This is a genomic window from Megasphaera sp. AM44-1BH (assembly GCF_003467125.1).
In the GTDB taxonomy this organism is placed as follows: domain Bacteria; phylum Bacillota; class Negativicutes; order Veillonellales; family Megasphaeraceae; genus Megasphaera.
Genome location: NZ_QSFA01000002.1, coordinates 131,798 through 157,918, shown reverse-complemented (window position 1 = coordinate 157,918; position 26,121 = coordinate 131,798). Strand labels below are relative to the sequence as shown.

The window sequence follows — 26,121 nt, the reverse complement described above, 5'->3', positions numbered from 1 at the left end:
CCTTATTCAATGATTGCTGACTCTGCCGTGCAGCGTAAGCAATCCGTTATCCAGGCTGACCTGGTCCGGAACCATATGGAGCGGGAAGTCCGAAAAATCGTAGACTTCCAGACGGGCCAGATTCGAAGCATTGACCCGGACGCCTTTTGCCGATATGGCGGCATCTTCCGGCAGGAACATCAGCTTGGTTCCTTCCATGGCAAACCGGCCGGCAATATCAGCATCGGCACGTAAAAAGCCACCGACCCGTACTTTGCCCCTGACATGGATGGTATCGCCCTCAAAGGCCACATCCATCTGATCGGTGCCTTTTACCTGCTTTTTGAGGAAATTACTCAGGTCTTCCTGGGAAACCGTGGCCAGCAGTTCGCCCTGCTCTGCCGATTCTGCCTGCAGACGGCCGTCTATCAGGCTGGTCAGCGGATTGAACCGGACACCTTCCAGAGTACAGTCAAAAGACTGAAAACGCAGCTTGCCGACACGGAAATCAGCACCGCCTGCATGGACGCGGTCCAGACGGCCCGTCAGAACCGACAGGCCTGGACTGGCTTCGACGAGGACATTATCCGGCGAAAGTTCCATATGCCGGGAAAGGCCCCGGTACAATCCATAAGCCGCCAGATGCGGGGCCGCTATATTGAGGCCCATAAGGACCACTACGACCACGACGGCAGCATATATCCATTTCTTCATTATATCGTCTGCTTAGCCAGACGCTTTTCCTTCTGCTGCTGCAGATATCCTTCGATGAACATATCAATATCGCCATCCATGACAGCCTGGATATTGCCTGTTTCCACGTTTGTCCGGTGGTCTTTGACCATCGTATACGGATGGAATACATACGAACGGATCTGGCTGCCCCATTCAATGGCCTGATGTTCACCGCCGATTTCTGCTTTGAGCTGCGCCTGTTTTTCCTGTTCTAATTCAAACAACTTGGCACGCAGGTATTTCATACACATTTCCCGGTTCTGCACCTGCGACCGTTCATTCTGGCATTGTACGACAATGCCCGTCGGGATATGAGTCATGCGGACAGCCGAACTCGTCTTGTTGACGTGCTGGCCACCGGCACCGGATGCGCGGAAATAATCGACACGGACATCGTCCATATTGATTTCCACATCGACATCGTCAGGCAGTTCGGGCATGACATCGACGGCCGTAAACGACGTGTGCCGCCGTGCCGCCGCGTCGAACGGCGAAATACGGACCAGGCGGTGCACCCCTTTTTCCGACTTCAGATAGCCATAGGCGTATTCTCCTTCGATGGTAAAAGCGGCACTCTTGATGCCCGCTTCATCGCCAGGCTGCATATCCATGACGGTAATGTGGAATCCGTGCTGTTCTGCCCAGCGCGTATACATGCGGACCAGCATCTGGGTCCAGTCCTGGGCTTCCGTACCGCCGGCACCGGCGTGGAAGGTCAGGATAGCATTGCATGTATCATATTCACCGGAAAGAAGAAGCAGCACTTCCCGTTTCTCGATATCCTTTAGCAGAGCATGGTATTGCTTTTCGATTTCATCGGCCAGTCCCGTTTCCTTTTCTTCGATTGCCATATCGAGGAAATCGAGCAGGTCTGCACACTGGGTTTCCAGCTTTTCATGGCCTTCTACTTCCGTCTTCAGGAGTGTTGCTTCCTGGGAAATCTTCTTTGCTTTATCGGGATCACTCCAAAAATCAGGATCACTCATCTGCATATCGAGGTCCATGATTTTTTCTTTTTTCCTGGGGAGGTTAAAGTGAATCCCCGATTTCCTGTATTCTCTTCTTCAAATCTTCCAGCGGTTTACGCATTTCATCTAATAACACAAGAATCACCATCTTTCAAAGACATAACCATAAACAGAACCCCACCACCATTTCGTGGCCCTCCTCCCCTTCACAGGGGAGGCTTTTGGGGATACCTAAAACTGCAACCTGCGGCTCTTTTACTGCCGTTCTTCGTCCCGCTTGATATCTTCTGCCGTTACCGGGGCGCTTTCATCATGGACTTCCCGGGCGCCCTGCAGATGATCTTCTGCCTGGGGAACAGGCTTACTGTATGTAATCTGGATATGATAGAGGAATGTAACCGTCGTCCGTTTGATGGAATCGACCATTTCTTCAAACATATCATACGCTTCAAACTTATATTCAACGAGAGGATTCTTCTGCCCGTACGCCCGGAGATTGATACCTTCCTTCAGAGCATCCATAGCATCGAGATGATCCATCCACTTGCTGTCTACGACACGGAGCATGATGGCCCGTTCCAGTTCACGCATCGTTTCTGTTCCGATTTCCTTTTCCCGGGCTTCATAGAGATCGACAGCAATCTGATACAGTTTTTCTTTGACTTCGACACGGCTGAGATTTTCCAGTTCTTCGCTGGTCGTCGCGTCTTTCGGTACGAAATACTGCTGCATCTGTGTCAGAAGGCCGGCAAAATCCCATTCTTCCGGATAGAGTTTTTCATCGGCATATTTATTGAGGCCATCGTCAATGATATCGCTGACCATGCCGAGGATTGTATCCTTGAGGGAATCCGACGTCAGTACCTGACGTCGCTGTGCATAAAGCACTTCACGCTGCTGATTCATGACATCATCGTATTCCAGGACGTACTTACGGATTTCAAAGTTATGGCTTTCGACTTTCTTCTGTGCCTTTTCAATCGATTTGGTAATCATCTTGGCCGTAATCGGTTCGTCTTCATCCAGGCCCAGTTTATCCATGAACTTGGAAATATTATCCGAACCAAAAATACGCATGAGATCGTCTTCCAGAGACAGGTAGAACTGTGTCGTACCGGGATCCCCCTGACGGCCTGCACGGCCACGGAGCTGGTTATCGATACGGCGGCTTTCATGGCGTTCTGTACCGATGATCATGAGCCCGCCCAGTTCGGCAACGCCCTTGCCCAGCTTGATATCGGTACCACGGCCGGCCATATTGGTAGCAATAGTAACCATGTCCCGCTGTCCGGCATCCTTGATGATTTCTGCTTCTTTTTCATGATACTTGGCATTCAGGACGTTATGGACGATATGTTCCTTATCGAGCATCTGACTCAGGATTTCTGACTGGCTGATGCTGGTCGTACCTACCAGGATAGGCTGACCCGTAGCATGGCGTTTGACGACTTCCCGTACGACGGCACGGTACTTGGCATTCTTCGTCTTGTAAATGACATCAGGCAGATCCTTACGGATCATCGGTTTATTGGTCGGAATGACATAGACATCAAGCTTATAAATCTTATTGAATTCGTCTTCTTCCGTCTTGGCTGTACCGGTCATGCCGGCCAGCTTTTTGTACATGCGGAAATAGTTCTGGAAGGTAATCGTCGCCAGGGTCTTGCTTTCGCCCTGCACTTTGACATTTTCCTTGGCTTCAATGGACTGATGCAGGCCATCGCTGTAGCGGCGGCCAAACATGAGGCGTCCCGTGAATTCATCGACGATGACGATTTCGCCATTTTTCACGACATAATCCTTGTCACGGTGCATCATGAACCGGGCGCGCAGGGCCTGGATGACCAGATGGTTCAGGTCGAGGTGTTCATTATCAAACATATTGCTGATACCCAGCATCTTTTCGACCTTGGCAACGCCCGAATCGGTCGGAGCAATGGTCTTCTGCTTTTCATCCATGATGTAATCATCTTTGGTGAAGGTCTTGACAATGCCTGCCAGCGTATAGTAGAGGTCCGTCGATTTTTCACCCGGGCCGGAAATAATCAGCGGTGTACGGGCTTCATCAATGAGGATAGAGTCCACTTCATCGACGATACAATAATTCAGCGGACGCTGGACCATCTGATCTTTACTGATGACCATGTTGTCACGGAGATAATCAAATCCGAATTCGTTATTCGTGCCATAGGTAATGTCAGAATTATAAGCACGGCGGCGCTGTTCGTAATTCAGGTCATGGACAATAAGTCCGACAGACAGGCCCAGGAACTTATAAATCTGGCCCATTTCTTCGCTGTCACGGGTTGCCAGATAATCATTGACCGTAACGACGTGGGCCCCTTCCCCCGTAAGGGCATTCAAATATACCGGCAGAGTCGCAACAAGCGTTTTCCCTTCGCCGGTCTTCATTTCTGCAATATCCCCGCGGTGCAGCACAATGCCACCCAGGAGCTGTACATCAAAATGGCGCATGCCGAGGACACGCCGCGATGCTTCACGCACGACTGCAAACGCTTCCGGCAGAAGATCATCAAGCGTTTCTCCTTTTTGCAGGCGTTCTTTAAATTCAAAAGTCTTAGCCTGGAGGGACGAATCGCTGAGCGCCGTCATCTGTGGTTCCAGATCATTGATATGGCGCACGATAGGCCACATTTTTTTTAGTTCCCGGTCTGTATTATTGCCGAGAAGGTGTTGTATAAAAGAATCAAACACGAAATAACCTCCATTGCAACTTATTCATCACATAGTAACATTCATATCAATTTTACATTTTACATCATTTACCCCACTTTTTGCAATAGCTGGCGCCGTATCTGTCCCATTCCTTTACACGTTTCTTACGCGAAACAGGCTTTTTATTTCTATTCGACAACACCCTGTCTCCCAGGGCCTGTCCGTGGCTCTCAAAGAAAGAAAAGCCGGACCCACTGGGCCCGGCCTGGTCCCCAAATTAAATAATCTGGGCAACTCTGTTATTTTTAAGATTTTATTTATTGCGTTTGTCCAGGATGTCTTCGATGAGCTGGACGGCTTCGAATACCATGCCGTCGCAATGGGGCTTCTTTTCCCCGCCGCTGGCCTGATTCATGCGCAAAAGGTCCGCGCAGTCGAGACAGTTCTGATGATGATCCAGGAAGGCTTTGTGGAAAGCGGCGATAGTCGGTCCGTCTTCGATACCCAGGAGTCCTAATGTCATGAGGCCGCCCGTAATAGCACCGCAGGTACCGCCCCGTTTCATGCCACTGCCAAAGTTTGCCCCGATTTTGCGCGATGTGGTATCGTCAAGCCCGGTCAGTTCTTCAAAGGCGCAGATGACAGACTGTGCGCAGTTATAATGTACGTCCGTAATGACACGCAGTTCTTTTGCTTTTTCCAGATATTTTCCCATGGGAATCACTCCAGTCTTTGTAGTACATCCATCAATGATGCTGCGAGAATTTCGCATACACCATGAATAACGAAAATGCAACGAGTGCCGAAACAATAATGCCTATGAGTTGTGACATAGGAATCACGTCCTTTTATGAAAAACGGTATCGGCAATATACCATTGCTGTCTTAGTCGTTATAAATGAGTGCCATGAATACCAGGTCTTCGGTCCCGTTATTGGCAATGCAGTGGGACTGCCCCGGTTCGATAAGGCAGCAGTCGCCAGCCGTTACTTTGGTAACGGAGCCATCATTATCGGTAAAATCGCCTACGCCGGAAAGGATGTAGTACGGTTCTGTTTCATGGACATGCTGATGAAATCCCAGACTGGAACCCGGCGGCAGGATGACTTTGGCATACATGCGGCCATGGCCCATCAGTTCGTCTTTTGTCAGGATATGACAGACCGTTGCCGGACCCTTGCCGCCGGCCAGTCCTTCTACTTGTACTCTGTTTTCTTTGCGGATCATTGCAAAAACCTCCTTATAACTTCTACTTCTGACATTATTTTAGCATAGAAAGCAAAGGCTTTCTACCATTTCTCTTTCAGAAAGAAAAAGTCCTTTCGTTCTTCTCTGCGGCCTGTTACAATAGAAGCAATAAAACGCAAACGGAATAGGAGAAATCAATGAAACAAAAACAGATATGTATATTAGGCAGTACCGGATCGATTGGAACCCAGGCACTGGATGTCATCGCCGCCAATCCAGAGGACCTGCGTGTCCGCGTGCTGGCAGCCCATCAAAGCGTCTCTCTCATGGCTGACCAGATCCGCCGGTTTCACCCGGATTTCGCCGTCCTGACCGATGAGACGGCCGCCAGAAATCTACAGCACCTGGTAGGAAAAGAATGTGATATCCTGAGCGGCAGTGATGGTCTCAGTGCCGCCGCTTCCTACGGTCCTGTCGATACGGTGCTGGCCGCCATGGTAGGCTATGCCGGACTGAAACCGACCCTCGATGCCATTGCCGCCGGGAAAACCATCGCCCTGGCCAATAAGGAAACTCTCGTAGCTGCCGGTCATCTGGTCATGGAGGCGGCCCGGCAGCACGACGTGCAGGTTGTACCTGTAGACAGTGAGCACAGCGCTATTTTCCAATCCCTCCGCGGCGGCAGAAAAGAAGAAGTACGCCGTCTCATCCTTACAGCATCAGGCGGTCCGTTCCGGGGCTGGACAAAAGAGCAGCTCCTCCATGTAACGAAAGAGCAATGCCTCCATCATCCCAACTGGGATATGGGACCCAAAGTGACCGTAGACAGCGCTACGCTGGCCAACAAGGGGCTGGAAGTTATAGAAGCGCACTGGCTGTTTGATATGCCCTATGAGGCCATCGACGTCGTCATCCATCCCCAGAGCCTGGTCCACTCCCTCGTCGAGTTTTGCGACGGCTCGGTCATAGCCCAGCTGGGACTGACGGATATGCGACTTCCCATCCAGTACGCTTTTTCCTGGCCTGCCCGCTACGACTGTTCCTTTGGCCACCTCGATCTGGTCCGTGCCGGCACATTGACTTTTGAAGCGCCGGATCTGGATGCCCTCCCCGCCCTGCGGCTTGCCATCGAAGCCGGAAAGGAAGGCGGCACGGCTCCCTGCGCCTTCAATGCCTGCAACGAAGTCTGCGTTGAGGCCTTCCTCGCAGGACGCATCGCCTATACTGATATTGCCCAGACGATAGCCCGGATTCTCGACGCCCATAAGCCAGTCAGTCATCCTTCGCTGGCGGAAATCGCTGCAACCGATCAAAACACGCGCATAGATACAAAGCGGTATATTTCAACGATAGAACGGTAATGACGAATCTGAATAAGATTGATTAGTGGATAAAATTCATGAAAATAGGTGGTTCTTTTTCCGGAAGCGGTACGCCAACTTTGCGTGCTGCTTCCTGACAGTGCAGGAAATAGGCCATGTTGCGTCCCAGGACCCGCATCGTATACAGCCCTTCTTTGTCCTGCAGCACGTCTTTCGGAGATGCTCCATGGACTTCATTTCAGTACCGTGACGAAATAACTGGCATTTCCTGAATCGTAAAATATTTGTTCATCTGGTCAAACGAAACGGTCGTCCCGGCACGGCGGGCTGAAATGACGGCAGCTGCCGGTTTCAGGTAAAAAGCCTTATTGCCATTGCCATTCGCTTCAGAGTAAAAGACACGGTCCATGAATGCTGTCATGTTCCCGGAAAGAGCTGCATAGTGCACCGGTGAGCCAAAAACGAAACCGTCCGCCGAAAGGGCCAGCTCGCGGAATTCATTGACTACATCGTTAAATACGCAGCGGCCGATATCACGGCACTTGTGACAAGCAATACATCCGCCGACGGGCTTGTTCCCAATCCAGAAAAATTCTGTATCCACTCCATTTTCCCGCAGTGTGTTGCTTACTTCCGTAAGGGCTGTATAGGTACAGCCTTTTTCGTGAGGTGAACCATTGACTAATACGACTTTCATTGTATCCTCTCCTCTTGTAATTCTATTTGTTTTCCTGCTACAATAAAACTTGCTACAAGAAAACTATACTACCCGGTAGCAGCTACCGGTCAATAGCCTGTTTTACTTTTTTTGAAAGGAGTTTATCTATGGTGCAGCAGCAAAAGAAATTATATCCCATGAAAGAAGCCTGCAAGCAGACGGGCATGGCTTATGAAACGCTGAAATTCTATTGCAATACCGGTCTGGTGCCCAATGTCAAACGGTCAGCCAATAACCGCCGTGTCTTTGACGACCACGATATTGCCTGGATCAAAAGCCTGGCCTGCCTGAAAAAATGCGGCATGACCATCGAAGAAATGAAACAATATCTCGCCTACTGTCTCCAGGGGCCTTCCTCCATCCCGGTCCGCAAAGTCATGCTGGACAAAAAGCGGGTTATCCTGGAAGAAAAGAAAAAAGAAATCCAGGAATCCATCGATTACATAGACTGGAAACAGAATCTGTATGATAACGTCCTGTCTGGTAAAGTCCCCTATGTCAGTGACCTGCTCCCGGAATACAATGACGACGCTCCTGCCGAAACTGACACGACAATAAAAGAAAAATAAATGTCTTCTTTTGAGACAGAAAAGGAAAAAGCCTGTGCTGAAAATACGGTTTTCCGTATCATAAGCATAGACTTTTTTAAACGGCACGATGCTCTGGAGCCGTGCCTGGAGGGCCCCTCCGGTATATACAACCGGTTTTGTTATAAGGCAGAAAATAAATATATTACTATAAACCGGTAGTTTATATCGGATTATATTTTTTCACTATTTTTATTGTCTCCGTCACGATTTCTTTCTATAATAATAAGCAGGTTATGTATACTATCCAATAGATAAATCATCATGACGTGAGGTCTTTATGAAATCGTCTTTTCGTACGCGAATCATCCAGCGCATGGCGGAAAAGCATATGAATCAGGCCGATCTGGCCCGGGCTGCCCGTATCCGTCCGTCATCACTGTCTGACTATCTGACTGGCAAATACCAGCCAAAACAAGATAAAATCGCACGCATGGCAGCAGCACTCGAAGTCAGCCCGGCATGGCTCATGGGATATGAAGAATCGGATCCAATCCTGTTTCCGGTAACAGCGGCAGAACGGGAACTGCTGCTGCACTTCCGGTCACTCACCAAAGAACAGCAACAGTCCGTACTCTCCATGATATCTCAGTTCAAAGATACGGTGTAACTTTATTTCTTTTCTACAGCAGTCCCGCCAAACACAGCGGACATAGCGACGTGATCCAGGGCGTCATCGATATGCTGCACTTCTTCCGGAGTCAGTACGATATCCGCAGCGCCGCCGTTTTCCTTCATTCTCCCCAGATTGGTCGTGCCGGGAATGGGGACAATCCAGGGCTTCTTGTTAATCATCCAGGCAAGGGAAATCTGGGCCGGAGTTGCCTGTCTGCTGTCAGCCAGCGTCTGGATCAGGGCCAGCAGCTTCTGGTTCTGTTCGACTGCCTCTTTCTGGAACTGGGGCATGACGCAGCTTTCGGCTTGCCGTAGCCATGGCTCATGCCCATACATCCCAGGCCTACAGCCGAAACAGTAAAATCAGTTCCCAATGTGCGGTATTTCATAGATATTCCTCTTTTCTTTGTGTATACATCACGTCTATCGTTTCAGACTGAAAGAATATCCCGGCAGTATCGGATCATACATGCCTTCTTTCCGGTACAAACCCATCCTATCATCCAGTTGTAACTACCGGTCAAGTACTATTTTTCTAATTATTTTTCTAATTTCACAATACAGATACATGGTCATTTCCAGTCAGGAAAACAGAGGCTGTAACAACATGAGCTTTTACGCCCTATTGTTACAGCCTCTGTCAATTGTAGAAAAACGGCTGTTTAATTCAACCTTACTTTGTGAACTACAATTTTTTCAGCCAGTTCAGGACTTCATTCTGGCTGACACCGCCACTGAAGCGGACACCAGTCTGCCAGTCACCGGTTCCGGCTGCTTTGGCCAGATTTTCTCCGCTGTTGCCCAGCGGGCTGGAAACGGACGTGCAGAAGGGAATGACTTTCTTGCCTTCAAAGTTGTGGTTTTCCACAAAGGTGTAGACGACGTGTGGAGCCTGCTGCCACCACAGGGGATAGCCGATGTAGACCGTATCGTACGAATCCCAGTCGGCGACGTCACCGTCATAAGCCGGGCGCAACTGGGGCTGGGCATGTTCTTTGACGACGCGGCTGTTGTCATTGCGATAATTCAGATCGTCATCGGTATACGGCTGGGACGGCTTGATTTCAAACAATGTTCCCTTCTGTTTGTCGGCAATCGTTTCGGCGACGCGTTTCGTATTTCCCGACGCCGAGAAATAGACAACCAATACTTTTCCCTGACCTGTCGCCGCCTGTTGGGCAGCACCGCTTTCCTCTTTTTGAGCTGAATTGCCCGTACTGCCACATGCAGTCAGCGTGACAAGAGCCATCACGGTAAGTAAACCGGTCATGATTTTTTTCCACATATTAATTACCTCCTAGGTATTGGAAATAACATACACTATTTAATACTTAATATATTTTTTCAAACCACATCTTCCTTATTTTCCCTGGAAAACTTCATTGGTAAGACGCAGCAGGTTCAGCGTCCGCGGAAAGCCTATATAAGGGTTCATGGTCGTAAGGACGCCGATAACTTCATCCTGCGATGCGCCGGCAGCCAGGGTTCCGCGCACGTGAGATTTGAACTGGGGATCGCCTGTTCCCAGGGCGCCGATTGCAGCAATGGTAATCATCTCTCTCGTTTTCAAATCCAGTGTTCCCCGCGTATAAATGTCGCCAAAACAGAATGCCGACAGGTCGTCCTGCAGATGTTTCTGATTCTTCGGCGTCGCGGCTCTCATTTTATTGATCCGGTCACCATAAGTCCCTACCTGAAAAGCCAGCCCTTTATCGAAACGGTTGGCATCGGTCGTCGTCCCTTGATCCGGCAGAGGCAGTCTGATTCCGTTTTTCCGGAAAACCTGGTTGACGGTCTTCATGGCTTCGCTCACCTTGGCAAAACCGATATACGGCGCCAGGTGATATTCCGTTTCCCTGATTTCCAGAGGCGTCACCCCGTCATGTAGCGCGCCTTGTACATTTTTTGCCAGCAGTTCTTCGCTCTGATAGGTCGTCAGGACCGCCAGTGTGACCAGATGCTGGTCGCGGCGGCTGATGTTTGCCTGACTGGCAATATCACCATAGACATATTTTTTCATCATTTGATCCAGTTCCGGGTCGGTTTGTTCCAGCCCTGTTTTCTGGTCGCCCATCATGCGGGCGTAGGTCTTTTCTGCCTGAGATGCCCGGGGAGACAAATCCGCTGGCTGGGTTGCCGAAGCAGAGCCGCCTACAGCCGCACCGAGGAAACAAAACCCTAATCCCACCATGCTGGTGCATATGAGTTTTCTTAAATATCTGACTGACATCATGCCATCCACTCCTTTTCATCACATCTTATGAATAATTCTCTTCTTACCTGTACTATACGTTACGGTAGTAACTACCGGTCAAGTGGTTTATCCATAAAAAGGCGTCTATATTGAATACGGAAAACCGTATTCAATATAGACGCCTTTTCCCTTCTTTGTCAATATATCCCATGCATGTATACACAATGCATATAGTTATCATCCATCTCTGCGCCAGAAGCCAGACTAGGGCAATGCTTCAAATTCTTGATCATCAACGGCTTCGAACCACTGGGTCCAGGCCCCCTTGACCGGTTCCATGACGGCAATATGCTGGAACATCTCACCCGGTGCCGCACCATGCCAGTGCCGTGCCCCAGCCGGAATAGTAACGCTCTGTCCCGGCAGCAGCTGCCTCGGCGGCTGGCCATCGATCTGATAATATCCCCGTCCCGATACAGCTAGCAATGTCTGGCTGGTGCCATGATGGACATGCCAGTGCGTATGGGCTCCCCGGACAAACGTCACATTGGCAACGGGAACAGGGCCTTTGGACAAGGGCGCTACATAGCTGTCTCCCGTAAAGTGATTGACGTTCCGTGCATTATAGGACCCTATAGGAAAGACAGCGCCATCACTATGGCGCAGCATACGGCTCACGTCATGTACGGATGGCGGAACTGCTGCAAAAACAGTGACAGCAGCAGTCTGAATCAATGTAAAAGCTGCCGCCACAGCCAGGAACAGATGCTGTTTTTTCATGGAAATACCCTCCTTATTATCCCAATCCGGTTGCCAATGCTACAATAGGCATGGTGACAACGGCAACGGCAGTCGTTACGGCAATCCCCTGCACGGAAACAGGATAAGCTTCTTTATTATACATCGCCGCCAGAAGAGGTATGACATTTCCTGACGGAGTAGCCAGAGCTGCCATGCATGTGGCCAGAAGATACGTATTATGAACGAATTGCCCCAGGAGCATCATAGATAGCGGTGCCGTCATATTGCCTACCAGGCTTCTTCAAAAATCGACAATAGTTCTGCTTGACTCAGTCGTTTGTAACTGCCCGGCGAAGCGACACAGGTTGCAGCGATAACCGGAAGCAGGGGTTTTTGTTCCTCTTTCATACCCAGTTCACGCAGTGTCGTGGGAAGTCCTATTTCTTTTACAAAGGCTGCCAGTGCTTCTACGCCATCATTGGCCAGCTGGGCCGTCGTTGCGCCTTTTCCCGGAATTCCCCAGACGTTTGTCGCAAAACGGGCAAATTTTTTCGCACCGGCTACTTTGATATGGCGATAGTACACGGGCAGGAGCACGGCCAGTCCGCATCCATGATTGCAGTCCGTAAAGGCACCCAGGGCATGTTCCAGAATGTGTCCCTGGAAATCACACTGTTTCCCCAACTTGAGAATACGGTTTTCTGCCATGGTCGATGCCCAGACGAGATTACTCCGGGCCGTGTAGTTTTCCGGTTCGGCAATAGCCGCCCGCAGATTGCGGATGACACTCTTCATGAGAGCTTCATTGATACTGTCTGATACGTTATCGTCATCAGGTGCGCTGAAATAGGTTTCCATCATATGTGTAAAGGAATCAAAGGCACCAGAAATCATCTGTTTTTGCGGTACTGAATAGGTATACAGCGGATCCAGCAGCGCAAACTGCGCATTGAGCCGGGGATAATCCCGGCCGGTCTTCACCTTCAATCGTTCGTTGGTGATGACAGCTCCCCCGTTCATTTCACTGCCTGTACCCGATGTGGTCATGATAATCCCCAGAGGAATAGTCGAAAAATCAATGGTCCCGGCTTTGGCCCAGAAATCCTGCCAGACATCACCGGTATACACAGCCGCCAGAGAAACGGCTTTACAGCAGTCCATGACAGAGCCCCCGCCGACAGCGAGGATCAAATCTACGTGCTGTGTGTCCGCAATAGCCGCCCCTTCCAGGACTTTGGCATATGTGGGATTGGCCATGATGCCGCTGAATTCAACGACCGTTTTGCCAGCGTCTTTCAATATGCCCATGACTTCATCATAAATGCCATTGCGTTTGATAGAGCCGCCGCCATAAGCCAGCATGACCGTCTTCCCATAGCGGGCCAGAATCGCCGGCAGGTACTGACTGACACATTGTTTGCCAAAATATGCTTTGGTACTATTTTCAAAAATAAAATTTTCCATTTCTCTTATCTCCTTTATTATTTCAAGGTGCGTCCAAAGAACTGGATCAATTTTGCCATTGCCTGGTTGACGTATTGCGGTACATAATATGTCTGGATGTGGGTAGCTCCCGGAATTTCATATAATTCCTTATCCGTCGTCCCCGTCGCTTTCTGGAACGCATACTGTGTCAGGTACAGCGAATCGGCTTTGCTGCCAGCAATCATGAGCAGCGGAACATTGATCAGGTCAATCTGGTCCGTTGCATCCCAGGTCATGAGTTCAGACAGGCTGTCTGTCGTATAGTCAAAGCTCGAATTAGGATGACGATGCGTCTGACCGTAATAAATGAGGCCTTCGCGGTAGAGATCAGTGGGAATGCTCTTCAGTCGTTCCGACGTAATCGTATCAAAATCGACATGGCCGGATATTTCGTGTTTTCCCGTTTCTACGGCTTTCCGACGAGCGTCGTTAGCTGCTTTCAACCGCTGCTGCACGCTGTCTTTCTGGGAATCCATATACCCTTCACGACGGACGCGGCCCGTATTGAACATGCTGATGGTGGCAACCGATTTCATCCGTTTATCCGATTTTGCCGCATTCAGGGTGTAGCCGCCACCACCGCAGATGCCCAGAGCTCCGATGCGGTTTTTATCTACGCCGGGATACTGGCTGATATAGTCCACCATGCCATGGATATCTTCCGTACGGAAATACGGCATGTCCTGATGACGCGGTTCCCCGCCACTGGCACCCTGGAAAGATGCGTCGGCTGCAATGGTGATATACCCTGCTTCAGCCAGTTTCTGGGCATACAGACCGGCAACCTGTTCTTTTACCCCGCCGTTTGGATGAGCCACGACGACAGCCGCATAGGAATGAGACGGATCGTAATTTTTAGGTGTATATACGTTGGCAGCAATCTGACGGCCGTCTAAGTTATACTGGACCGGATGGATATTGACCTGTCCTTTGACATTTTGTGTGATGGCATTGGCATATACCAGACCGTACGGATTGGCGGTCTTTGCCGGACCAGCTGCAAATCCTACAGACGTCACCCCCAGTGCCATTGTCATCAAAGCCATGACGAGAAGTTTCTTTTTGGATATCATACTAAGTTCCTCCTTTTAAAGCAAATTACATTTTATTTACAAATACTCCATATGAAATAACTGGGATGTACTGTTTCTGGGGCTTGTTCCCCGGTACGTTTTGTATGGTATCATCCGGTTGTTACAACCGGTCAAGCCCTTTTTTCAAACTTTTTTGATTTTTTTTCCGCATTCTACCGTCCATAGAAACTGGCGTTGTATTTCACATAAAAAAAGAGTTGTAACCCCCTGAAACCAAAGGGTTACAACTCTATATCCTGTATGTAATTTGTCCAAAATGGACTTATCATGCTGTCATGCCACATACCGCTGCATGAGTGAACGTATCAGCCTTCTTCATCAGCCCGGGCCTGATGTGCTCCATCCTGTGGCCCCTGCTGGTGCATGAGCTGCATGATTTCCTGCAGCCGGTCTGTGGAAATCCCCGTTTCCTCAGATAATTCCTGTTCCAGTTTCTGACGGTCTGGTTTCTGCCCACGAGCAGGCGCCTTGGAAGGCTGTCCCTGTCCGGGATGATGCTTCTTAAAGCTCTGTTCCAGTGCCGTCGCTTCGCTTTGTGTAATGGAACCGTCCTTTACCAGCTGCTGCAGCCGCTGCTGCGGTCCGGATCCGCGGAGCATACGGGGCGGCGCCATGATTTCACGGAGCGTTGCTTCCGATATACCTGTCTTATCGGTCAGGCTCTTCATAAATTTCTGATGGTCTTTCGCTTCTTTTTCCCGGAAATCAGCTATGGCCTTCTTCAGTTTATCAGCCTGTTCTGACGTGATTTTCCCCTGCTGGACCATGCGGTCGATTCGGGCATTCTGTCCTATGCCGGGATGCATCGGCGGCATCTGCCGTGTCATTTGAGGACGGGTGCTGGCGCCCGCTGCCGCATCTGCTGTATCCGCAGCCTGTGCTATGGCAAAAGGAGCCACACCTATCATTACGGCAGCCGTACCAGCTAATACAGCGGCCAGTGTACGCCGCTGCCATGTATGTAACATTTTCATCGCCATCACTCCTTTTCTGATGATGGACACAGTATAACAGATGCATGTTACATTTCTATGACGCCGTAGTCACAAATCGAAATAAACTGTTCTAACTCAATTGGCTTCATAGGCACGAACGCGTAGCGTCAATCCCCTGTCTTCACAAATTTTACGGCATTTAGCAATTTCTTCATCGCTTTCGACATGATCGACGACAGTCAGTACGACGTTGGGTACATACTTCTGACAGTGCTGGGCAAAGGTCAGCAGAGCTTCGTAGGAACCGATGCCAAATTTGCTGCGCGTCAGGTCGAGATAGCGCTGAGCATTGGAGGCATTGAGGCTGATAGAAACCGTATCGAGGATGCCGCCCTTGAAATCGACAGACGTATCACGGCCATATTCCAGGTCCGACAGGCCATTCGTATTGATCCGCGTCTTGACATCGGGGTGATTCGCTTTGATATATTTCAACAGAGTCACGACATCGTCCAGGCGCATCGTCGGTTCCCCAAAACCACAGAATACGACTTCACCGATATATTTCCAGGGCTGGGCATCCAGTTCTTTTTCCACATCTGCCACGGTCGGTTCTTCTTTGAGCCACAATTCCATATCTTCTGCTTCTTTTTTCAGACTGCGCAGGCAGAATGTACAGGAACAGGTACAGCGGTTTGTCAGATTGACATAGAGATTACGTTTTCCCTGCGGCTGTTTCGCCAGGCTTTCTGCCATGGTAATGTAGTGTCCTTTGTCATATACATAGGTAATCATCAGTACAACATCCCTTTTCTATATAAATTTAATATAATTCCGTCAAAAATTGTTCAAATGCCAGTCCCCGGTTGGTAGGAAGTCCCAGTTCTTCTGTATAGACCAACGTCCGGCTGATAAAATCCGTCGCCCGTACAACAGCATCCTTCAGGCTGTCACCCCGTACGACCGAAGCCGAAACGATAGCGGCAAAGGCATCTCCTGTACCGGACCGGTCATGGCCGATTTTCTGTACCGAAACGATTTCCGGTTCTTTTCCCGTTTCGTAGATATAATTGTCGATATGATTCTCATCGGCCAGTCCCGTAATGACAATCTGTCCCGGCCCCATGGCAGCCAGCCGCCGGGCGATATTCTGCAGATAAGCCCGGTCCGTGTGGCCTTTTTCCGGATAAGGAATGCCCAGGAGCTGGCAGGCTTCAGTCAGATTTGGTGTAATGACGTCGGCATACTGCATGAGGCGGCGCATTTCAGCGCACAGCTTTTCCGTATAAGACGGATACAGCCGGCCGTAGTCGCCCATGACCGGATCGACGATGACAATCGTATGGGGCTGCTTGAACTGGTGAATAAAGTCGATGACAATATCGATCTGTTCCAGGGAATTCATGAATCCTGTGGAAATCCCGTCAAAAGTCAGGCCATTTTCCTTCCAGCTGGCGATGTAGTCTTTCATGCGGTCCGTATAATCGTCGATAAAATACGTGGGAAATCCCGTGTGGACCGACAGGATAGCCGTCGGCAGGGGGCAGGCCTGTACTTTCAGAGCCGAGATGAGCGGCAGTTCGACGGCAATCGAACAGCGGCCGAATCCCGTTATGTCATTGATGAGTGCAATCTTCTTCTGCTGTTCCATCGTATCGCCTCATCCTATGCTGCCCTGACGATTCCGGGGCAGTTGTTTTAGAAAAATACCGGCCCCCATGGCAGCGATGGTATTGAGCAGGCCTTCCATGAGAAGTCCCGGCAGGGAAGCCAGACCGGCCTGAATGCTGCCAAAGAGCACAGCACCGGCCAGAGTATAGGCGATGGCCATCCACAGAGAGGAAAGGAGAAATGCCATGAGCGTGCGGACAGAATAAAGGGCGCTCTTCTGCGTTCCCCGGCAGCAGACAGCAAATACGATGAATACCATGACGTATTTGATGACAAAAGTCGGTGCGATCCACAAAGGGAATCCACCGAGGAAATCGGACAGACAGGAACCGATAGCGGCAGCTAGTGCGGCTTCCCGGCGGTTAAAATACAGGAAACTTAGGAAAATGACAGCATCTCCCAGATGGGCATATCCCAGAGGAATGGGGATGCGCGGTACAAAAGTCATAATAAAGACAATAGCAGCCAGGACCGCCGATAGACAAATAGATTTCGTAGTATACGGCGCCTGAGGCGCTGCATCAGCAGGATGAGACATACATACCCCTTCTTTCACGATACTGTACAGATACAATACCTTCTATTTGTCCTCTATTTTATTATAAAAATCGTATAAAGTAAATAGGACAGATTGGTGCATTTCTGTCATCGTCAAGCAAATCTAATGTCATTGTCCTGTATAGCCGGGGATTTCTCAACATAGTGATATTTATACCTGCAATTCCCCTATGAAATGCAGCACGAGTATCGTATACTGGATATAAAATATACATTACCGCTATGTAGTAAAGGAGTGACCCCTCTATGGATACGAATTCACTAGCTCATAAGCTCACAGATTGGCGCCATGAATTGCACCGTCATCCGGAAACGGCATTTGACGAACACTATACCAGCGCGTTTCTGGCAGATCGTCTGGAAGAAATGGGCATCACCGTCACCCGTGGCATAGGAGGCACCGGCCTGGTTGGCACGTTGAAAAAAGGAACACGCCCCAACGCCGTAGGGCTGCGCACGGATATAGACGCCAATGCCATTACCGAACAGGGAAACCCGCCCTGGAAATCCCAGAATCCGGGACGGATGCATGCCTGTGGTCATGATGGTCATATGGTCCAGTTATTAGGCGCAGCCTGGCTCTTATCGCATACGGTAGATTTCGACGGCACGGTGTATTTCATCTGCCAGCCTGCCGAAGAACCGGGGAAAGGCGCCCGGGCCATGATAGACGACGGCTTGTTCCAGCGATTCCCCATGGATTCTATCTACGGGCTCCATAATATGCCCATGCTGCCTGCCGGCCAGATACACGTACGTCCCGGCGGCATCATGGCCAGTGAAGACAATTTCACCATACAGATTACGGGCAAAGGCGCCCACGCATCGAGCCCGCATATGGCCATCGATCCGCTGGTAACGGCTGCCGAACTCATTCTGGCCCTGCAGACCATTCCGTCACGGACAGCCAATCCACTGGATCCTGTCGTCGTTTCCTGCACGGAACTCTATATGGACGGGGCTCATAATGCCATCCCGTCCCACGTCACAATCAAAGGCGATACGCGCAGCTTCTCCCCTGACGTGCAGACCATGATAGAAACACGTATGCACGACCTGACAGAAGCTGTATGCACCGGCAATGGTGCCACATACGATTTCTCCTATACCCACGAATTTGCGCCGACACGCAATACGCCAGCCAACACAGCCTTAGTTGCCCGAGCCGCCCACCGCGTCCTAGGCAGTGAACAGGTCTACGATACCTGCGAACCCATCATGATATCCGAAGACTTCGCCCAGTATCTGGATCACGTGCCCGGTGCCTTCTTTTTCCTCGGGAGCGGCGTCAGCAACATCCCGACAGAAAATACGATGCTCCATAACGCCGGATTCGATTACAATGACCATATCCTCATGACAGGGGCCACCGTCCTCGCAGAAATTGCCCGTCAGGCACTGGAAGACTGACTATCGCCCGCTCTCCTACAAAACTAGCCATAGGAATCATGACCGGTAAAAAACAGCAGTCCCATACCTCTTCTATATCCGGAAAAGAGGTATGGGACTGCTGTTTTTATAATCAGGTATCATAAAATACGTAGTTTTATTTTTCCTGTAACGAAACGTCTGTTTCTTTCACCCGGCGCAAAGGCTGGATACACCAGCTCATGATGCTGGCAAAGAGGCACAGAGCGATATCAATCAGCCAGATTGCCGTATAATTTCCCGTTGCCGTAAATAAGATACCGCAAAACCAGGCGCTGCAGAATGCACCGACCTAATGGCAGAGAAACAAGAATCCCATGAGCGTAGCTACCTGGCGGATAGAAAAATGTTCATTGATCAGTCCTGCCGTCGGCGATACTGTCGCATCTCCCGTAAAGCCAAGGCCCGTCGCAAAAAGGACAGCCGTCAATACCGTTTTAGGCATGAGGAAGAGATAGGCCGCGACCCAGACAGCCCGGAAGCCATAGAGAAATCCCAGTATCCATCCTTTTGGCAGGAGGCTGGAGACGTACCCCGAAGCCAGCGCGCCGAGAATCGTCGCAATGCCGTAAACCGAAAAGGCCCAGCTGGCATCTCCGCCATCTATTCCATAAAAGACGAATTGGGAAATGCGCTGTATTTTTACCACGCGCAGGGCTAAAAATATCAAACAGTTTTGACAGTCTGAACCACCCGGCTTGCCTTATAGGAGGAGCCAGATTTCATGCCTTTACGATACTGCCCGCATCATAATCCAGTCAAAACTCCTTCTACGAACGCAAGGGACTGACTGATATGGCGGCCGGCCGGGCGGGACAGTGGTATTCACAGGAGCCACAGCCGATACAGCGTGATCCATCGACTTTGGGATAGCTGCGGCCGTCGCGGTTTTCGACCATCGTGATGGCCTGTACCGGACAATGGCGGGCACAATTTCCGCAGATGATGCCCTCGCGGGTAATGAGGCAGTGAAACTGGGCATAACGGGCAATGCCGATTTTTGTCTGCGCCTTTGTGGCCAGGTCCAGGGGATGGATAGCACCGGCCGGACAGGACTGGGAACAGAAATTACAGTTATACACGCAGTAGCCGCGGGTAAAATCCATATGAGGCTGGCCCATCTGCATGATGCCATTTTCCAGGACAGCCGGCGTCAGGACACCGCTGGGACAGCGGCTGACGCATAGATGACAGGCCGTGCAGTGCTGGGAAAAATCAGCCAGTGATACGGCTCCCGGCGGCAGGACAGATTTCTTTCTCTTTTCCGTTCCCAGCAAAGCCGGGATCAGGGTCTGGCTCCGTGCAAGGCCCGCGGCCAGCGTTCCTGCAGCAACCGCCGTCGTAATCAGCATGTCCCGGCGGCTCATGCCTTCTGGTTCCCGTATTTCCGTTGCATCTTTCGCTTCAGTCCGTTCTGCAGCGCCTTGTTCCCTTCCATGCCGGAAAACGGTCAATGCTCCTTTGGGACAAATAGATATACAGTCAAAGCAATCGACACAGCGGCTGGAATCTACAGTCCCATGAGTCACGTCAATGCAGGACGAACGGCAAATCTTCTCGCATTGCCCACACCGGACACAGCGGCTACTGTCTATGACGGGACGGAACAGGCTGAAACGGCTGACCGTTCCCAGCAAGGTGCCTACAGGACACAAGGTGTTGCAATACCAGCGGCCATACCGCCAGGAAAGGATGGCTAGGATGAGGAAATACACCCCGGCCATTACGGCAGCCGGGACTACCAGAGGCAGGATATCCACTTTCGATATAATCGGAAGCCAGCCAGATGAAAGACCTGCCAGGCCATTCCACGCATACGATGCCGGGATGGCCAGTATATCTGTGACGATACGGCCAAAGATACTGTATGGATCTACGAGAGCTGGAACCAGGGATATGCCCAGCAGCAGGGATATGGCCACTGCAGTCAGGATACCATACCGGATCCACCGCTGCTCTCTATGATAAGCAAATTTCCGGCGATTTTTTTTGCGCCTTTTTGCCAGCCAGTATACGGCATCCTGCCCGATTCCCAGAGGACAGATCACACTACAGTACAGCCGGCCACAAAGAAAGGTAACAATAAGAATGAAAGCAATGACGAGAACATTGGCAGCCAGCAGGGCCGGCAGGAACTGCAGCCGTGGAAGGAAGGGAGCTGCCAACCCGCCAAAGGACAGCAAAACCGCCGTCATCGTCAGCCACGATACGAATATACGTCCTTTTTTCAGCATCTATATCACGACCTTTCCCGTATCCAGGCTGAACTGCTGTACCATATCATCGATGGCCCGGATATCCCGGGGAATGGGAATATGCTGGGGGCACCGTGGCAGACAGATATTACATGCCGTACAGCGGGATGCCCGCTGATTCCGCTCCAGATTATTCTGATACCGCGTCAGGAACTGCCGTTTTTTCGCATCGTCTGCCCTGTCCGGATGGGCCATATCGATACCGGCCGGTTCACCAAAGCGGTTATACAATTGAAATACCGTAGCTATATCGACGCCGTAAGGGCAGGGATCACAATATCGGCAGTACGTACAGGGAATGGCCGCGCTGTCAGCGCTCTTTCCCAGAGACCTTTGAATGGCCCGCTCTTCTGCTGGCGATAAAGGAGTAAAATTGCTCATAGTCCTGATATTATCGAGAACCTGTTCCAGATTGCTCATCCCCGAATTCATCGTGATGACACCTTCTTTGGAGCCGACCCAGCGCAGTGCCCACGACGCCATGCTGGCATCAGGGTGCATTTCTTTCAAAACGGCTTCTGAAGAGGGCGGCAAATCAGCCAGATTTCCCCCTTTGACCGGTTCCATGACGAAAATAGGAACATTCTTTTCCCGGCACTTCCGGTATAAATCACCGGCCTGACGGCTGCCCGACGGCGCTTCTCCCGGATCGTTCCAGTCGGCGTAATTGAGCTGGATCATACAGAAATCCCAGGGGTACTGGTCCATGAGATACTGGAAGAAAGGCACGTCGCCATGAAAGGAAAATCCCAGGCAGCGGATCCGTCCCCGGGATTTTTCCTGACGAAGGTACTCGAGGATTCCCTCCTGAATATATAACCGGTCAAACTCCTCCCGGCTGGAAAGAGAATGAAGCATGTAATTGTCGAAATATGTGACCTGACAGCGATCAAGCTGTGTCTGGAAAATATCCTTTGCCTGATTGAGACTCTCCAGAACCGGCGTCGGCATCTTGTCGGCGAGGAATACGCTGTCGCGGGGGTACTGTTTCAGGGCCTGACCGATAAATTCTTCCGATTGTCCATCATGATAAAACCAGGCCGTATCGTAATAATTGATACCATGACGGTAGGCAAAATCAATCATCTTGCCGCCCAGTTCCGCATCAATGACCCGTCCCTGGGCAGAAAATCTCGTCGGCAGACGCATACATCCAAATCCCAGCAGGGACAAGTCTTTCCCCAACGGAGCGTAATACCGCGTCGCGACTTTGCCCATATCCTGTCCTGCATCGGCTGCGGCTTTGTCGGCATCGAGAAAGGCCATGATTTCATGACGTTTCAACACGGCCCCACCAGCAGCCACACCGGCCAATCCCCCGCCGAGGATTTTCAAAAACGTGCGCCGGCTCACTTCCTTACTCATCGTACCACCTCATCCTGCCCTTATGTACGTCTGACCAGCCCTGTACACAATTTTCTGATTTCATTAATAATTCAAATGATATCGCCTTTTACGCTGCTATTCAATAATTTTCCTGCTTTGATATCCAGCTTAGGATATTGTTTTTGCAATGTCCTGACCGCTGGCTGCAGGCCACTGCCTCCTGATGTAGCAAAAATGACAATTTCCTTATTGCGTAAGTCATTGCTTTCTATAAATGTATTGATTACCTTGGGTGCGATGCCCCACCATATAGGAAAGCCAAGATAAATCCGGTCGTATCCTGCAAAATCCACCGTTCCCTGTTTCAGCGCCGGCCGTACGGCATCATCAAGGTTTTCCTGATAACTGCGGCTCTTGTGATCCATCCAATCCAGATCAGCCGGCGAATAGGACTGTGCCGGTACGATGGCCTTTACATCGGATCCAGTCACAGAAGCCAGTTCTTTAGCCCGTTTTGCTGTAACACCACTAGCTGAAAAATAAATGACGATTTTTTTCATAATAATGCCTCCATTATTTGAGTATGTCCCCTGTTCCTATTCATGAACATCTCAGATTGCTAATCTTATTCCAAATCCCGATAATCCATTACAGCAGACCTGCCTGTACCAGCCAGGGCTCAATGACGCTGTAATCCGTATCTTTATCCAGTGTCAGCCCTTTGAAAATCCGCGCGCCCGGTGCTGCCGCTGCCAATGCAGGCAGTGTCACTTCAAAGGGGCTGCTGTAAGAGCACATATAGGGAACGATGAGCTTCCCTTCCAGGTTCTGTCCTTCCAAAAAGGACGGAATAATCATAGGTGCTGTAAACCACCAGCAGGGATAGCCCAGGACGATGACATCATACTGGGACAGGTCCGGCCGGCCTCCGGTCAGTTGTGGCCTGGCGTTGTCATCGACTTCTTTGGCCGATTCCTTGAGGACTGTCGAGTAATCACGGGAATAATCGGGATTCCGTTTAATTTCATACATGTCACCGCCGATTTTGTTCTGGATCATATGAGCCACTTCACCGGACCGGCCACCCCAGGTGAAATAAGCGATGAGAATACGCTGGCCTTTGTGACTGCCTTCCGGTTCTTCCTGTACCGTCTGGATAGAAGCCGCTTCCTGCTTATGCTTCGTTTCCAGTTCGTCCTTTATGTCTTCCGACATGGGTTTACCCGTCTGATTCGGTACATAGACTCCTGTCGATGCCGACGGGGCATCCTGTACTGCCTGAGTATTTTCTGCATTTCCGCAGGCTGTAAGAGTGCAAAGAGCCATTCCCATACACAATATCTTTAAAATGTACGTAAGTTTCATAAGTCATTCTCCTATTCTCTATCAAAGCTATAATATGACGTATTTTTTGATTTTCTCATTGATGACCTGTGCCATCTTTTCTTTCATGACCCAGTCACCATGTATGCCATCAAGGGCCAATTCTGTAGGAAGTGTTTCGCTGTCATCAAAGACAGCTGCGATATCAATGTGGTCCTGTGTGCGGAGGTAGGAATTAACAGCATCAAAGGAGGTCTTCCAGTCCGGATTAGTCGGTTCCTGGAATGCCGTTTCTATGTTATCCGGATTAATAGGGGGCAGCGTCAGATAAATAGGCCGGATTCCCATTTCTCTCGCTTTTTTGCCCATATCCCTGAGATCGGCAATGACATCTTCTGCCGGTACGCCGGCCCGCAGGCTGTTCGTACCACCCAGTATCAAGATATACTTCAAGTGAAAGGGGCGGACATCCCGGTCAAACCGCTCCCGCATCATAGCACTCGTATCTCCGCTTTCTGCCAGATTGATTGTCGGAAAGTCCAGATAGTGACTGTAACTATAAGCAAAATCCACAGGACTGTACGATAAATGACCGCCACCATGAGAAATACTGTCCCCATAAATACCGATTTGTACATTTCGTGAAGGAAGCGTAGTAAATTGTTGAGGCTGGCTCCATTCCCCTACAGGATTCCCAGTTTTATCCATTCCCCGGACGCGCCAGTAATACGTTCCTATGCGTGGTTTTTCATCATATAAATCGGAAAGCGTCGTTGTCCTGGCATAAATCCGGTACCGGGACGGTGCTGACCCATGAAGGTTTTCCGGCGTCTGGCTGGTCACTTCTACTTCGTACTGACTGGCACCGGGATTTCCCGTATACGCATACACCGGATACAGGAGGCTAGTCCCGTTATCATCCTGATTCTGCGATCTGACAACCGGTGCATTGCGGGTAATCTTCTGAATATGATTATCTAATGGTTGAGGGCTTGTATACACTCCCAGAGCATTTCCATCAAGGTCAAAAGCCTGTACCCGGTAATATAATGTATCCGTTTGTTTTTTTTCTGAAAGATTCCCCATTGGAAGCAGTATCTGATTCGAATACACCTGTTCATTCCGATATAATGCAGACTTGTACGGCCGGGAATCCGAAAGATTGGAAGGAACTCCATCGAGTATTTCTACAGTATACCGCACGGCATTCAGTTCTCCAGGCCATGTCAGAAGTCCCAGATGGGCAGATTCCGAAACAGGGGCTCCTTGTTGTCCTGACAATTGTGCAGGCAGAGTATTGATCACTGTCTTTGTACTGCATGGCTGAGTGAGGAATAGTGCAGCCATGGCCAATACCAGTACGAGCAATCCCCATTGTCGTTTATCCATACTTGTATGATTCATTACCTGCATAGCTTTACTCCTTTATCTCGATTGGCTTTGTTTCCTAATGAGCTGGATAAATCGTTCCGTTGCCTCACTGTGGACCGCCCCCCGCTTCCAGGCCAGGACAGCTGTGACTTGCAAAAAGGGATTTAAAGAACGTGCTGCAATATGTGTCTTATCCATGTACGGAAGGGATCCGCTGATGCAGAGAAGCCGTCCCAGCCCATGTGTAACCATAATAATACCGTTTGTCGAAAAATTCGTTGTAAGCAATATATCTAATTTCTCATATACGGTTCCAAACCAATTAGCCAGTTCACTTTGAACTTTCATGCGTCGCGGTAAAATAACTGGTGCAGACAGTAAATCTTCCGGACTGACACATTCCTTTTCTGCCAACGGATCATCACTGCGCATGAATACCTGCCACGTCTCTGCAATGGGCAGCCGGACATAATCAAATTGTTCCAAATCAGTTGGTTCTAATAGCAGTCCGATATCAATAAGTCCATCCTGCATACGTTCTGTCACTTCATCTGCTGTTCCTGTATATAAATCAAATGTTACCAAGGGAAACCGCTGGTGGTACTGTCTTATCAGGTCAGCCAGCAGATGGCCCGATGACAAAATTCCACAGCCCATAGTGATGCATCCATCCACGCAATCATCAGCATGGGCAATTTCCTGCCGCGTATGGGCAACCAGATCCGTAATTTCTTCAGCCCGACGCAACAGCATCCGCCCTTCCTTTGTCAGAGATACACAGTGTCTTCCTCTCACCAAAAGAGGAGCACCCAATTCCTCTTCCAATTGAGCCAGTTGTCGTGATAATGTAGGCTGGGTCATATGCAGCACCGAGGCTGCACGGGTAATATTTCCTTCTCTGGCTACGGTCAGAAAATAGTAGAGTACACGAAATTCCATGGCATATCCTCTC

Annotated in this window: 29 protein-coding genes; 4 read left to right on the top strand and 25 right to left on the bottom strand. The window is 50.1% G+C overall.

Annotation, left to right across the window (positions count from 1 at the left end; genetic code table 11):
- Positions 1 to 6: 6 nt before the first annotated feature.
- From DW949_RS02910 to DW949_RS02890, 5 genes are all read right to left on the bottom strand, one after another.
- Positions 7 to 693 (bottom strand): LmeA family phospholipid-binding protein, encoded by a 687-nt coding sequence (locus DW949_RS02910; RefSeq protein ID WP_118021783.1) that lies wholly within the window; start codon positions 691 to 693, stop codon positions 7 to 9.
- A protein-coding gene (prfB, locus tag DW949_RS02905; RefSeq protein WP_366516715.1) for a peptide chain release factor 2 occupies positions 693 to 1,830 on the bottom strand; the annotation gives its coding sequence in 2 pieces (ribosomal slippage) (positions 693 to 1,745 and positions 1,747 to 1,830; 1,137 coding nt in all). The genes DW949_RS02910 and prfB overlap by 1 nt, the downstream gene beginning before the upstream one ends.
- 107 nt (positions 1,831 to 1,937) lie before the next feature.
- Positions 1,938 to 4,397: a preprotein translocase subunit SecA gene (gene secA / locus DW949_RS02900; protein WP_118021782.1), complete on the bottom strand. Its 2,460-nt coding sequence runs from the start codon at positions 4,395 to 4,397 to the stop codon at positions 1,938 to 1,940.
- Positions 4,398 to 4,671: 274 nt separating this feature from the next.
- The gene (locus DW949_RS02895) at positions 4,672 to 5,073 is read right to left on the bottom strand and encodes a C-GCAxxG-C-C family protein (RefSeq protein WP_118021781.1); all 402 of its coding nucleotides are present in this window, start codon (positions 5,071 to 5,073) and stop codon (positions 4,672 to 4,674) included.
- A 170-nt stretch (positions 5,074 to 5,243) separates the two neighbouring features.
- The gene (locus DW949_RS02890) at positions 5,244 to 5,585 is read right to left on the bottom strand and encodes a cupin domain-containing protein (RefSeq protein WP_075582235.1); all 342 of its coding nucleotides are present in this window, start codon (positions 5,583 to 5,585) and stop codon (positions 5,244 to 5,246) included.
- 158 nt (positions 5,586 to 5,743) lie between these two features.
- On the opposite strand from DW949_RS02890, the gene DW949_RS02885 reads away from it, so the two are divergent.
- Positions 5,744 to 6,907 (top strand): 1-deoxy-D-xylulose-5-phosphate reductoisomerase, encoded by a 1,164-nt coding sequence (locus tag DW949_RS02885; RefSeq protein WP_118021780.1) that lies wholly within the window; start codon positions 5,744 to 5,746, stop codon positions 6,905 to 6,907.
- 22 nt (positions 6,908 to 6,929) lie between these two features.
- On the opposite strand, the gene DW949_RS13785 is transcribed toward DW949_RS02885, so the two are convergent.
- Positions 6,930 to 7,076: a hypothetical protein gene (locus tag DW949_RS13785; protein WP_233539469.1), complete on the bottom strand. Its 147-nt coding sequence runs from the start codon at positions 7,074 to 7,076 to the stop codon at positions 6,930 to 6,932.
- A 30-nt stretch (positions 7,077 to 7,106) separates the two neighbouring features.
- Positions 7,107 to 7,565, bottom strand: coding sequence for a flavodoxin family protein (locus DW949_RS02880; protein WP_233539468.1), 459 nt, complete (start codon positions 7,563 to 7,565; stop codon positions 7,107 to 7,109).
- 128 nt (positions 7,566 to 7,693) lie between these two features.
- On the opposite strand from DW949_RS02880, the gene DW949_RS02875 reads away from it, so the two are divergent.
- Both DW949_RS02875 and DW949_RS02865 read left to right on the top strand, forming a co-directional pair.
- On the top strand, positions 7,694 to 8,155 hold the full coding sequence (locus tag DW949_RS02875) for a MerR family transcriptional regulator (RefSeq protein ID WP_118021779.1): 462 nt from the start codon (positions 7,694 to 7,696) through the stop codon (positions 8,153 to 8,155).
- 298 nt (positions 8,156 to 8,453) lie between these two features.
- Positions 8,454 to 8,783 carry a helix-turn-helix transcriptional regulator gene (locus tag DW949_RS02865; RefSeq protein ID WP_118021777.1) on the top strand — a complete coding sequence of 110 codons (330 nt, stop codon included), beginning with the start codon at positions 8,454 to 8,456 and terminating at the stop codon, positions 8,781 to 8,783.
- A gap of 2 nt (positions 8,784 to 8,785) precedes the next feature.
- Here DW949_RS02865 and DW949_RS02860 read toward each other — a convergent pair whose 3' ends face one another.
- From DW949_RS02860 to DW949_RS02810, 11 genes are all read right to left on the bottom strand, one after another.
- A complete protein-coding gene (locus DW949_RS02860) occupies positions 8,786 to 9,079 on the bottom strand; it encodes an aldo/keto reductase (RefSeq protein WP_199595711.1) in 294 nt (97 codons plus the stop codon).
- Between the two features lie 394 nt (positions 9,080 to 9,473).
- Positions 9,474 to 10,073, bottom strand: a complete 600-nt coding sequence (locus DW949_RS02855; RefSeq protein WP_118021775.1) for a flavodoxin — start codon at positions 10,071 to 10,073, stop codon at positions 9,474 to 9,476.
- A 75-nt stretch (positions 10,074 to 10,148) separates the two neighbouring features.
- Positions 10,149 to 11,021 carry a carboxymuconolactone decarboxylase family protein gene (locus tag DW949_RS02850; protein ID WP_199595709.1) on the bottom strand — a complete coding sequence of 291 codons (873 nt, stop codon included), beginning with the start codon at positions 11,019 to 11,021 and terminating at the stop codon, positions 10,149 to 10,151.
- A gap of 225 nt (positions 11,022 to 11,246) precedes the next feature.
- Complete coding sequence (locus DW949_RS02845; RefSeq protein ID WP_118021774.1) at positions 11,247 to 11,762, bottom strand: cupin domain-containing protein; 516 nt, start codon at positions 11,760 to 11,762, stop codon at positions 11,247 to 11,249.
- A gap of 16 nt (positions 11,763 to 11,778) precedes the next feature.
- The gene (locus DW949_RS02840) at positions 11,779 to 12,006 is read right to left on the bottom strand and encodes a hypothetical protein (protein WP_199595707.1); all 228 of its coding nucleotides are present in this window, start codon (positions 12,004 to 12,006) and stop codon (positions 11,779 to 11,781) included.
- A gap of 5 nt (positions 12,007 to 12,011) precedes the next feature.
- Positions 12,012 to 13,187 carry an iron-containing alcohol dehydrogenase gene (locus DW949_RS02835; RefSeq protein WP_118021773.1) on the bottom strand — a complete coding sequence of 392 codons (1,176 nt, stop codon included), beginning with the start codon at positions 13,185 to 13,187 and terminating at the stop codon, positions 12,012 to 12,014.
- A 17-nt stretch (positions 13,188 to 13,204) separates the two neighbouring features.
- Complete coding sequence (locus DW949_RS02830) at positions 13,205 to 14,281, bottom strand: alpha/beta hydrolase (RefSeq protein WP_118021772.1); 1,077 nt, start codon at positions 14,279 to 14,281, stop codon at positions 13,205 to 13,207.
- A 326-nt stretch (positions 14,282 to 14,607) separates the two neighbouring features.
- Positions 14,608 to 15,276, bottom strand: coding sequence for a hypothetical protein (locus DW949_RS02825; protein ID WP_118021771.1), 669 nt, complete (start codon positions 15,274 to 15,276; stop codon positions 14,608 to 14,610).
- A 96-nt stretch (positions 15,277 to 15,372) separates the two neighbouring features.
- Positions 15,373 to 16,032, bottom strand: coding sequence for a TatD family nuclease-associated radical SAM protein (locus DW949_RS02820; protein WP_118021770.1), 660 nt, complete (start codon positions 16,030 to 16,032; stop codon positions 15,373 to 15,375).
- Positions 16,033 to 16,060: 28 nt separating this feature from the next.
- The gene (locus tag DW949_RS02815; protein ID WP_118021769.1) at positions 16,061 to 16,888 is read right to left on the bottom strand and encodes a pyridoxamine kinase; all 828 of its coding nucleotides are present in this window, start codon (positions 16,886 to 16,888) and stop codon (positions 16,061 to 16,063) included.
- A 9-nt stretch (positions 16,889 to 16,897) separates the two neighbouring features.
- Complete coding sequence (locus DW949_RS02810; protein ID WP_118021768.1) at positions 16,898 to 17,446, bottom strand: ECF transporter S component; 549 nt, start codon at positions 17,444 to 17,446, stop codon at positions 16,898 to 16,900.
- 266 nt (positions 17,447 to 17,712) lie between these two features.
- Here DW949_RS02810 and DW949_RS02805 point away from each other — a divergent pair, with 266 nt between their 5' ends.
- The gene (locus DW949_RS02805; RefSeq protein WP_118021767.1) at positions 17,713 to 18,876 is read left to right on the top strand and encodes a M20 aminoacylase family protein; all 1,164 of its coding nucleotides are present in this window, start codon (positions 17,713 to 17,715) and stop codon (positions 18,874 to 18,876) included.
- Positions 18,877 to 19,186: 310 nt separating this feature from the next.
- Here DW949_RS02805 and DW949_RS02800 read toward each other — a convergent pair whose 3' ends face one another.
- The 7 genes from DW949_RS02800 to DW949_RS02770 all read right to left on the bottom strand — a co-directional run bounded on the left by DW949_RS02800 (position 19,187) and on the right by DW949_RS02770 (position 26,108).
- Positions 19,187 to 19,564: a hypothetical protein gene (locus DW949_RS02800; protein ID WP_118021766.1), complete on the bottom strand. Its 378-nt coding sequence runs from the start codon at positions 19,562 to 19,564 to the stop codon at positions 19,187 to 19,189.
- Between the two features lie 100 nt (positions 19,565 to 19,664).
- Entirely contained in the window at positions 19,665 to 21,128 is a 1,464-nt protein-coding gene (locus DW949_RS02795) for a 4Fe-4S binding protein (protein WP_118021765.1), read from the bottom strand.
- Positions 21,129 to 22,514, bottom strand: coding sequence for an aldo/keto reductase (locus DW949_RS02790; RefSeq protein ID WP_118021764.1), 1,386 nt, complete (start codon positions 22,512 to 22,514; stop codon positions 21,129 to 21,131).
- 71 nt (positions 22,515 to 22,585) lie between these two features.
- A complete protein-coding gene (locus DW949_RS02785; RefSeq protein ID WP_199595705.1) occupies positions 22,586 to 23,035 on the bottom strand; it encodes a flavodoxin in 450 nt (149 codons plus the stop codon).
- A gap of 88 nt (positions 23,036 to 23,123) precedes the next feature.
- Positions 23,124 to 23,840, bottom strand: a complete 717-nt coding sequence (locus tag DW949_RS02780; RefSeq protein WP_118021762.1) for a flavodoxin — start codon at positions 23,838 to 23,840, stop codon at positions 23,124 to 23,126.
- 27 nt (positions 23,841 to 23,867) lie between these two features.
- Positions 23,868 to 25,211, bottom strand: coding sequence for a GDSL-type esterase/lipase family protein (locus DW949_RS02775; protein WP_199595703.1), 1,344 nt, complete (start codon positions 25,209 to 25,211; stop codon positions 23,868 to 23,870).
- A 12-nt stretch (positions 25,212 to 25,223) separates the two neighbouring features.
- Positions 25,224 to 26,108, bottom strand: coding sequence for a LysR family transcriptional regulator (locus DW949_RS02770; protein ID WP_118021761.1), 885 nt, complete (start codon positions 26,106 to 26,108; stop codon positions 25,224 to 25,226).
- Positions 26,109 to 26,121 lie beyond the last annotated feature (13 nt).

Excerpts from the sequence above, each read along its gene's own strand:
- DW949_RS02910 (WP_118021783.1), bottom strand. The coding sequence starts at position 693 with ATGAAGAAATGGATATATGCTGCCGTCGTGGTCGTAGTGGTCCTTATG.
- DW949_RS02895 (WP_118021781.1), bottom strand. The coding sequence starts at position 5,073 with ATGGGAAAATATCTGGAAAAAGCAAAAGAACTGCGTGTCATTACGGAC.
- DW949_RS02890 (WP_075582235.1), bottom strand. The coding sequence starts at position 5,585 with ATGATCCGCAAAGAAAACAGAGTACAAGTAGAAGGACTGGCCGGCGGC.
- DW949_RS02885 (WP_118021780.1), top strand. The coding sequence starts at position 5,744 with ATGAAACAAAAACAGATATGTATATTAGGCAGTACCGGATCGATTGGA.
- DW949_RS02880 (WP_233539468.1), bottom strand. The coding sequence starts at position 7,565 with ATGAAAGTCGTATTAGTCAATGGTTCACCTCACGAAAAAGGCTGTACC.
- DW949_RS02875 (WP_118021779.1), top strand. The coding sequence starts at position 7,694 with ATGGTGCAGCAGCAAAAGAAATTATATCCCATGAAAGAAGCCTGCAAG.
- DW949_RS02865 (WP_118021777.1), top strand. The coding sequence starts at position 8,454 with ATGAAATCGTCTTTTCGTACGCGAATCATCCAGCGCATGGCGGAAAAG.
- DW949_RS02860 (WP_199595711.1), bottom strand. The coding sequence starts at position 9,079 with ATGCCCCAGTTCCAGAAAGAGGCAGTCGAACAGAACCAGAAGCTGCTG.
- DW949_RS02855 (WP_118021775.1), bottom strand. The coding sequence starts at position 10,073 with ATGTGGAAAAAAATCATGACCGGTTTACTTACCGTGATGGCTCTTGTC.
- DW949_RS02850 (WP_199595709.1), bottom strand. The coding sequence starts at position 11,021 with ATGATGTCAGTCAGATATTTAAGAAAACTCATATGCACCAGCATGGTG.
- DW949_RS02845 (WP_118021774.1), bottom strand. The coding sequence starts at position 11,762 with ATGAAAAAACAGCATCTGTTCCTGGCTGTGGCGGCAGCTTTTACATTG.
- DW949_RS02840 (WP_199595707.1), bottom strand. The coding sequence starts at position 12,006 with ATGACGGCACCGCTATCTATGATGCTCCTGGGGCAATTCGTTCATAAT.
- DW949_RS02835 (WP_118021773.1), bottom strand. The coding sequence starts at position 13,187 with ATGGAAAATTTTATTTTTGAAAATAGTACCAAAGCATATTTTGGCAAA.
- DW949_RS02830 (WP_118021772.1), bottom strand. The coding sequence starts at position 14,281 with ATGATATCCAAAAAGAAACTTCTCGTCATGGCTTTGATGACAATGGCA.
- DW949_RS02825 (WP_118021771.1), bottom strand. The coding sequence starts at position 15,276 with ATGAAAATGTTACATACATGGCAGCGGCGTACACTGGCCGCTGTATTA.
- DW949_RS02820 (WP_118021770.1), bottom strand. The coding sequence starts at position 16,032 with ATGATTACCTATGTATATGACAAAGGACACTACATTACCATGGCAGAA.
- DW949_RS02815 (WP_118021769.1), bottom strand. The coding sequence starts at position 16,888 with ATGGAACAGCAGAAGAAGATTGCACTCATCAATGACATAACGGGATTC.
- DW949_RS02810 (WP_118021768.1), bottom strand. The coding sequence starts at position 17,446 with ATGTCTCATCCTGCTGATGCAGCGCCTCAGGCGCCGTATACTACGAAA.
- DW949_RS02805 (WP_118021767.1), top strand. The coding sequence starts at position 17,713 with ATGGATACGAATTCACTAGCTCATAAGCTCACAGATTGGCGCCATGAA.
- DW949_RS02795 (WP_118021765.1), bottom strand. The coding sequence starts at position 21,128 with ATGCTGAAAAAAGGACGTATATTCGTATCGTGGCTGACGATGACGGCG.
- DW949_RS02790 (WP_118021764.1), bottom strand. The coding sequence starts at position 22,514 with ATGAGTAAGGAAGTGAGCCGGCGCACGTTTTTGAAAATCCTCGGCGGG.
- DW949_RS02785 (WP_199595705.1), bottom strand. The coding sequence starts at position 23,035 with ATGAAAAAAATCGTCATTTATTTTTCAGCTAGTGGTGTTACAGCAAAA.
- DW949_RS02780 (WP_118021762.1), bottom strand. The coding sequence starts at position 23,840 with ATGAAACTTACGTACATTTTAAAGATATTGTGTATGGGAATGGCTCTT.
- DW949_RS02775 (WP_199595703.1), bottom strand. The coding sequence starts at position 25,211 with ATGCAGGTAATGAATCATACAAGTATGGATAAACGACAATGGGGATTG.
- DW949_RS02770 (WP_118021761.1), bottom strand. The coding sequence starts at position 26,108 with ATGGAATTTCGTGTACTCTACTATTTTCTGACCGTAGCCAGAGAAGGA.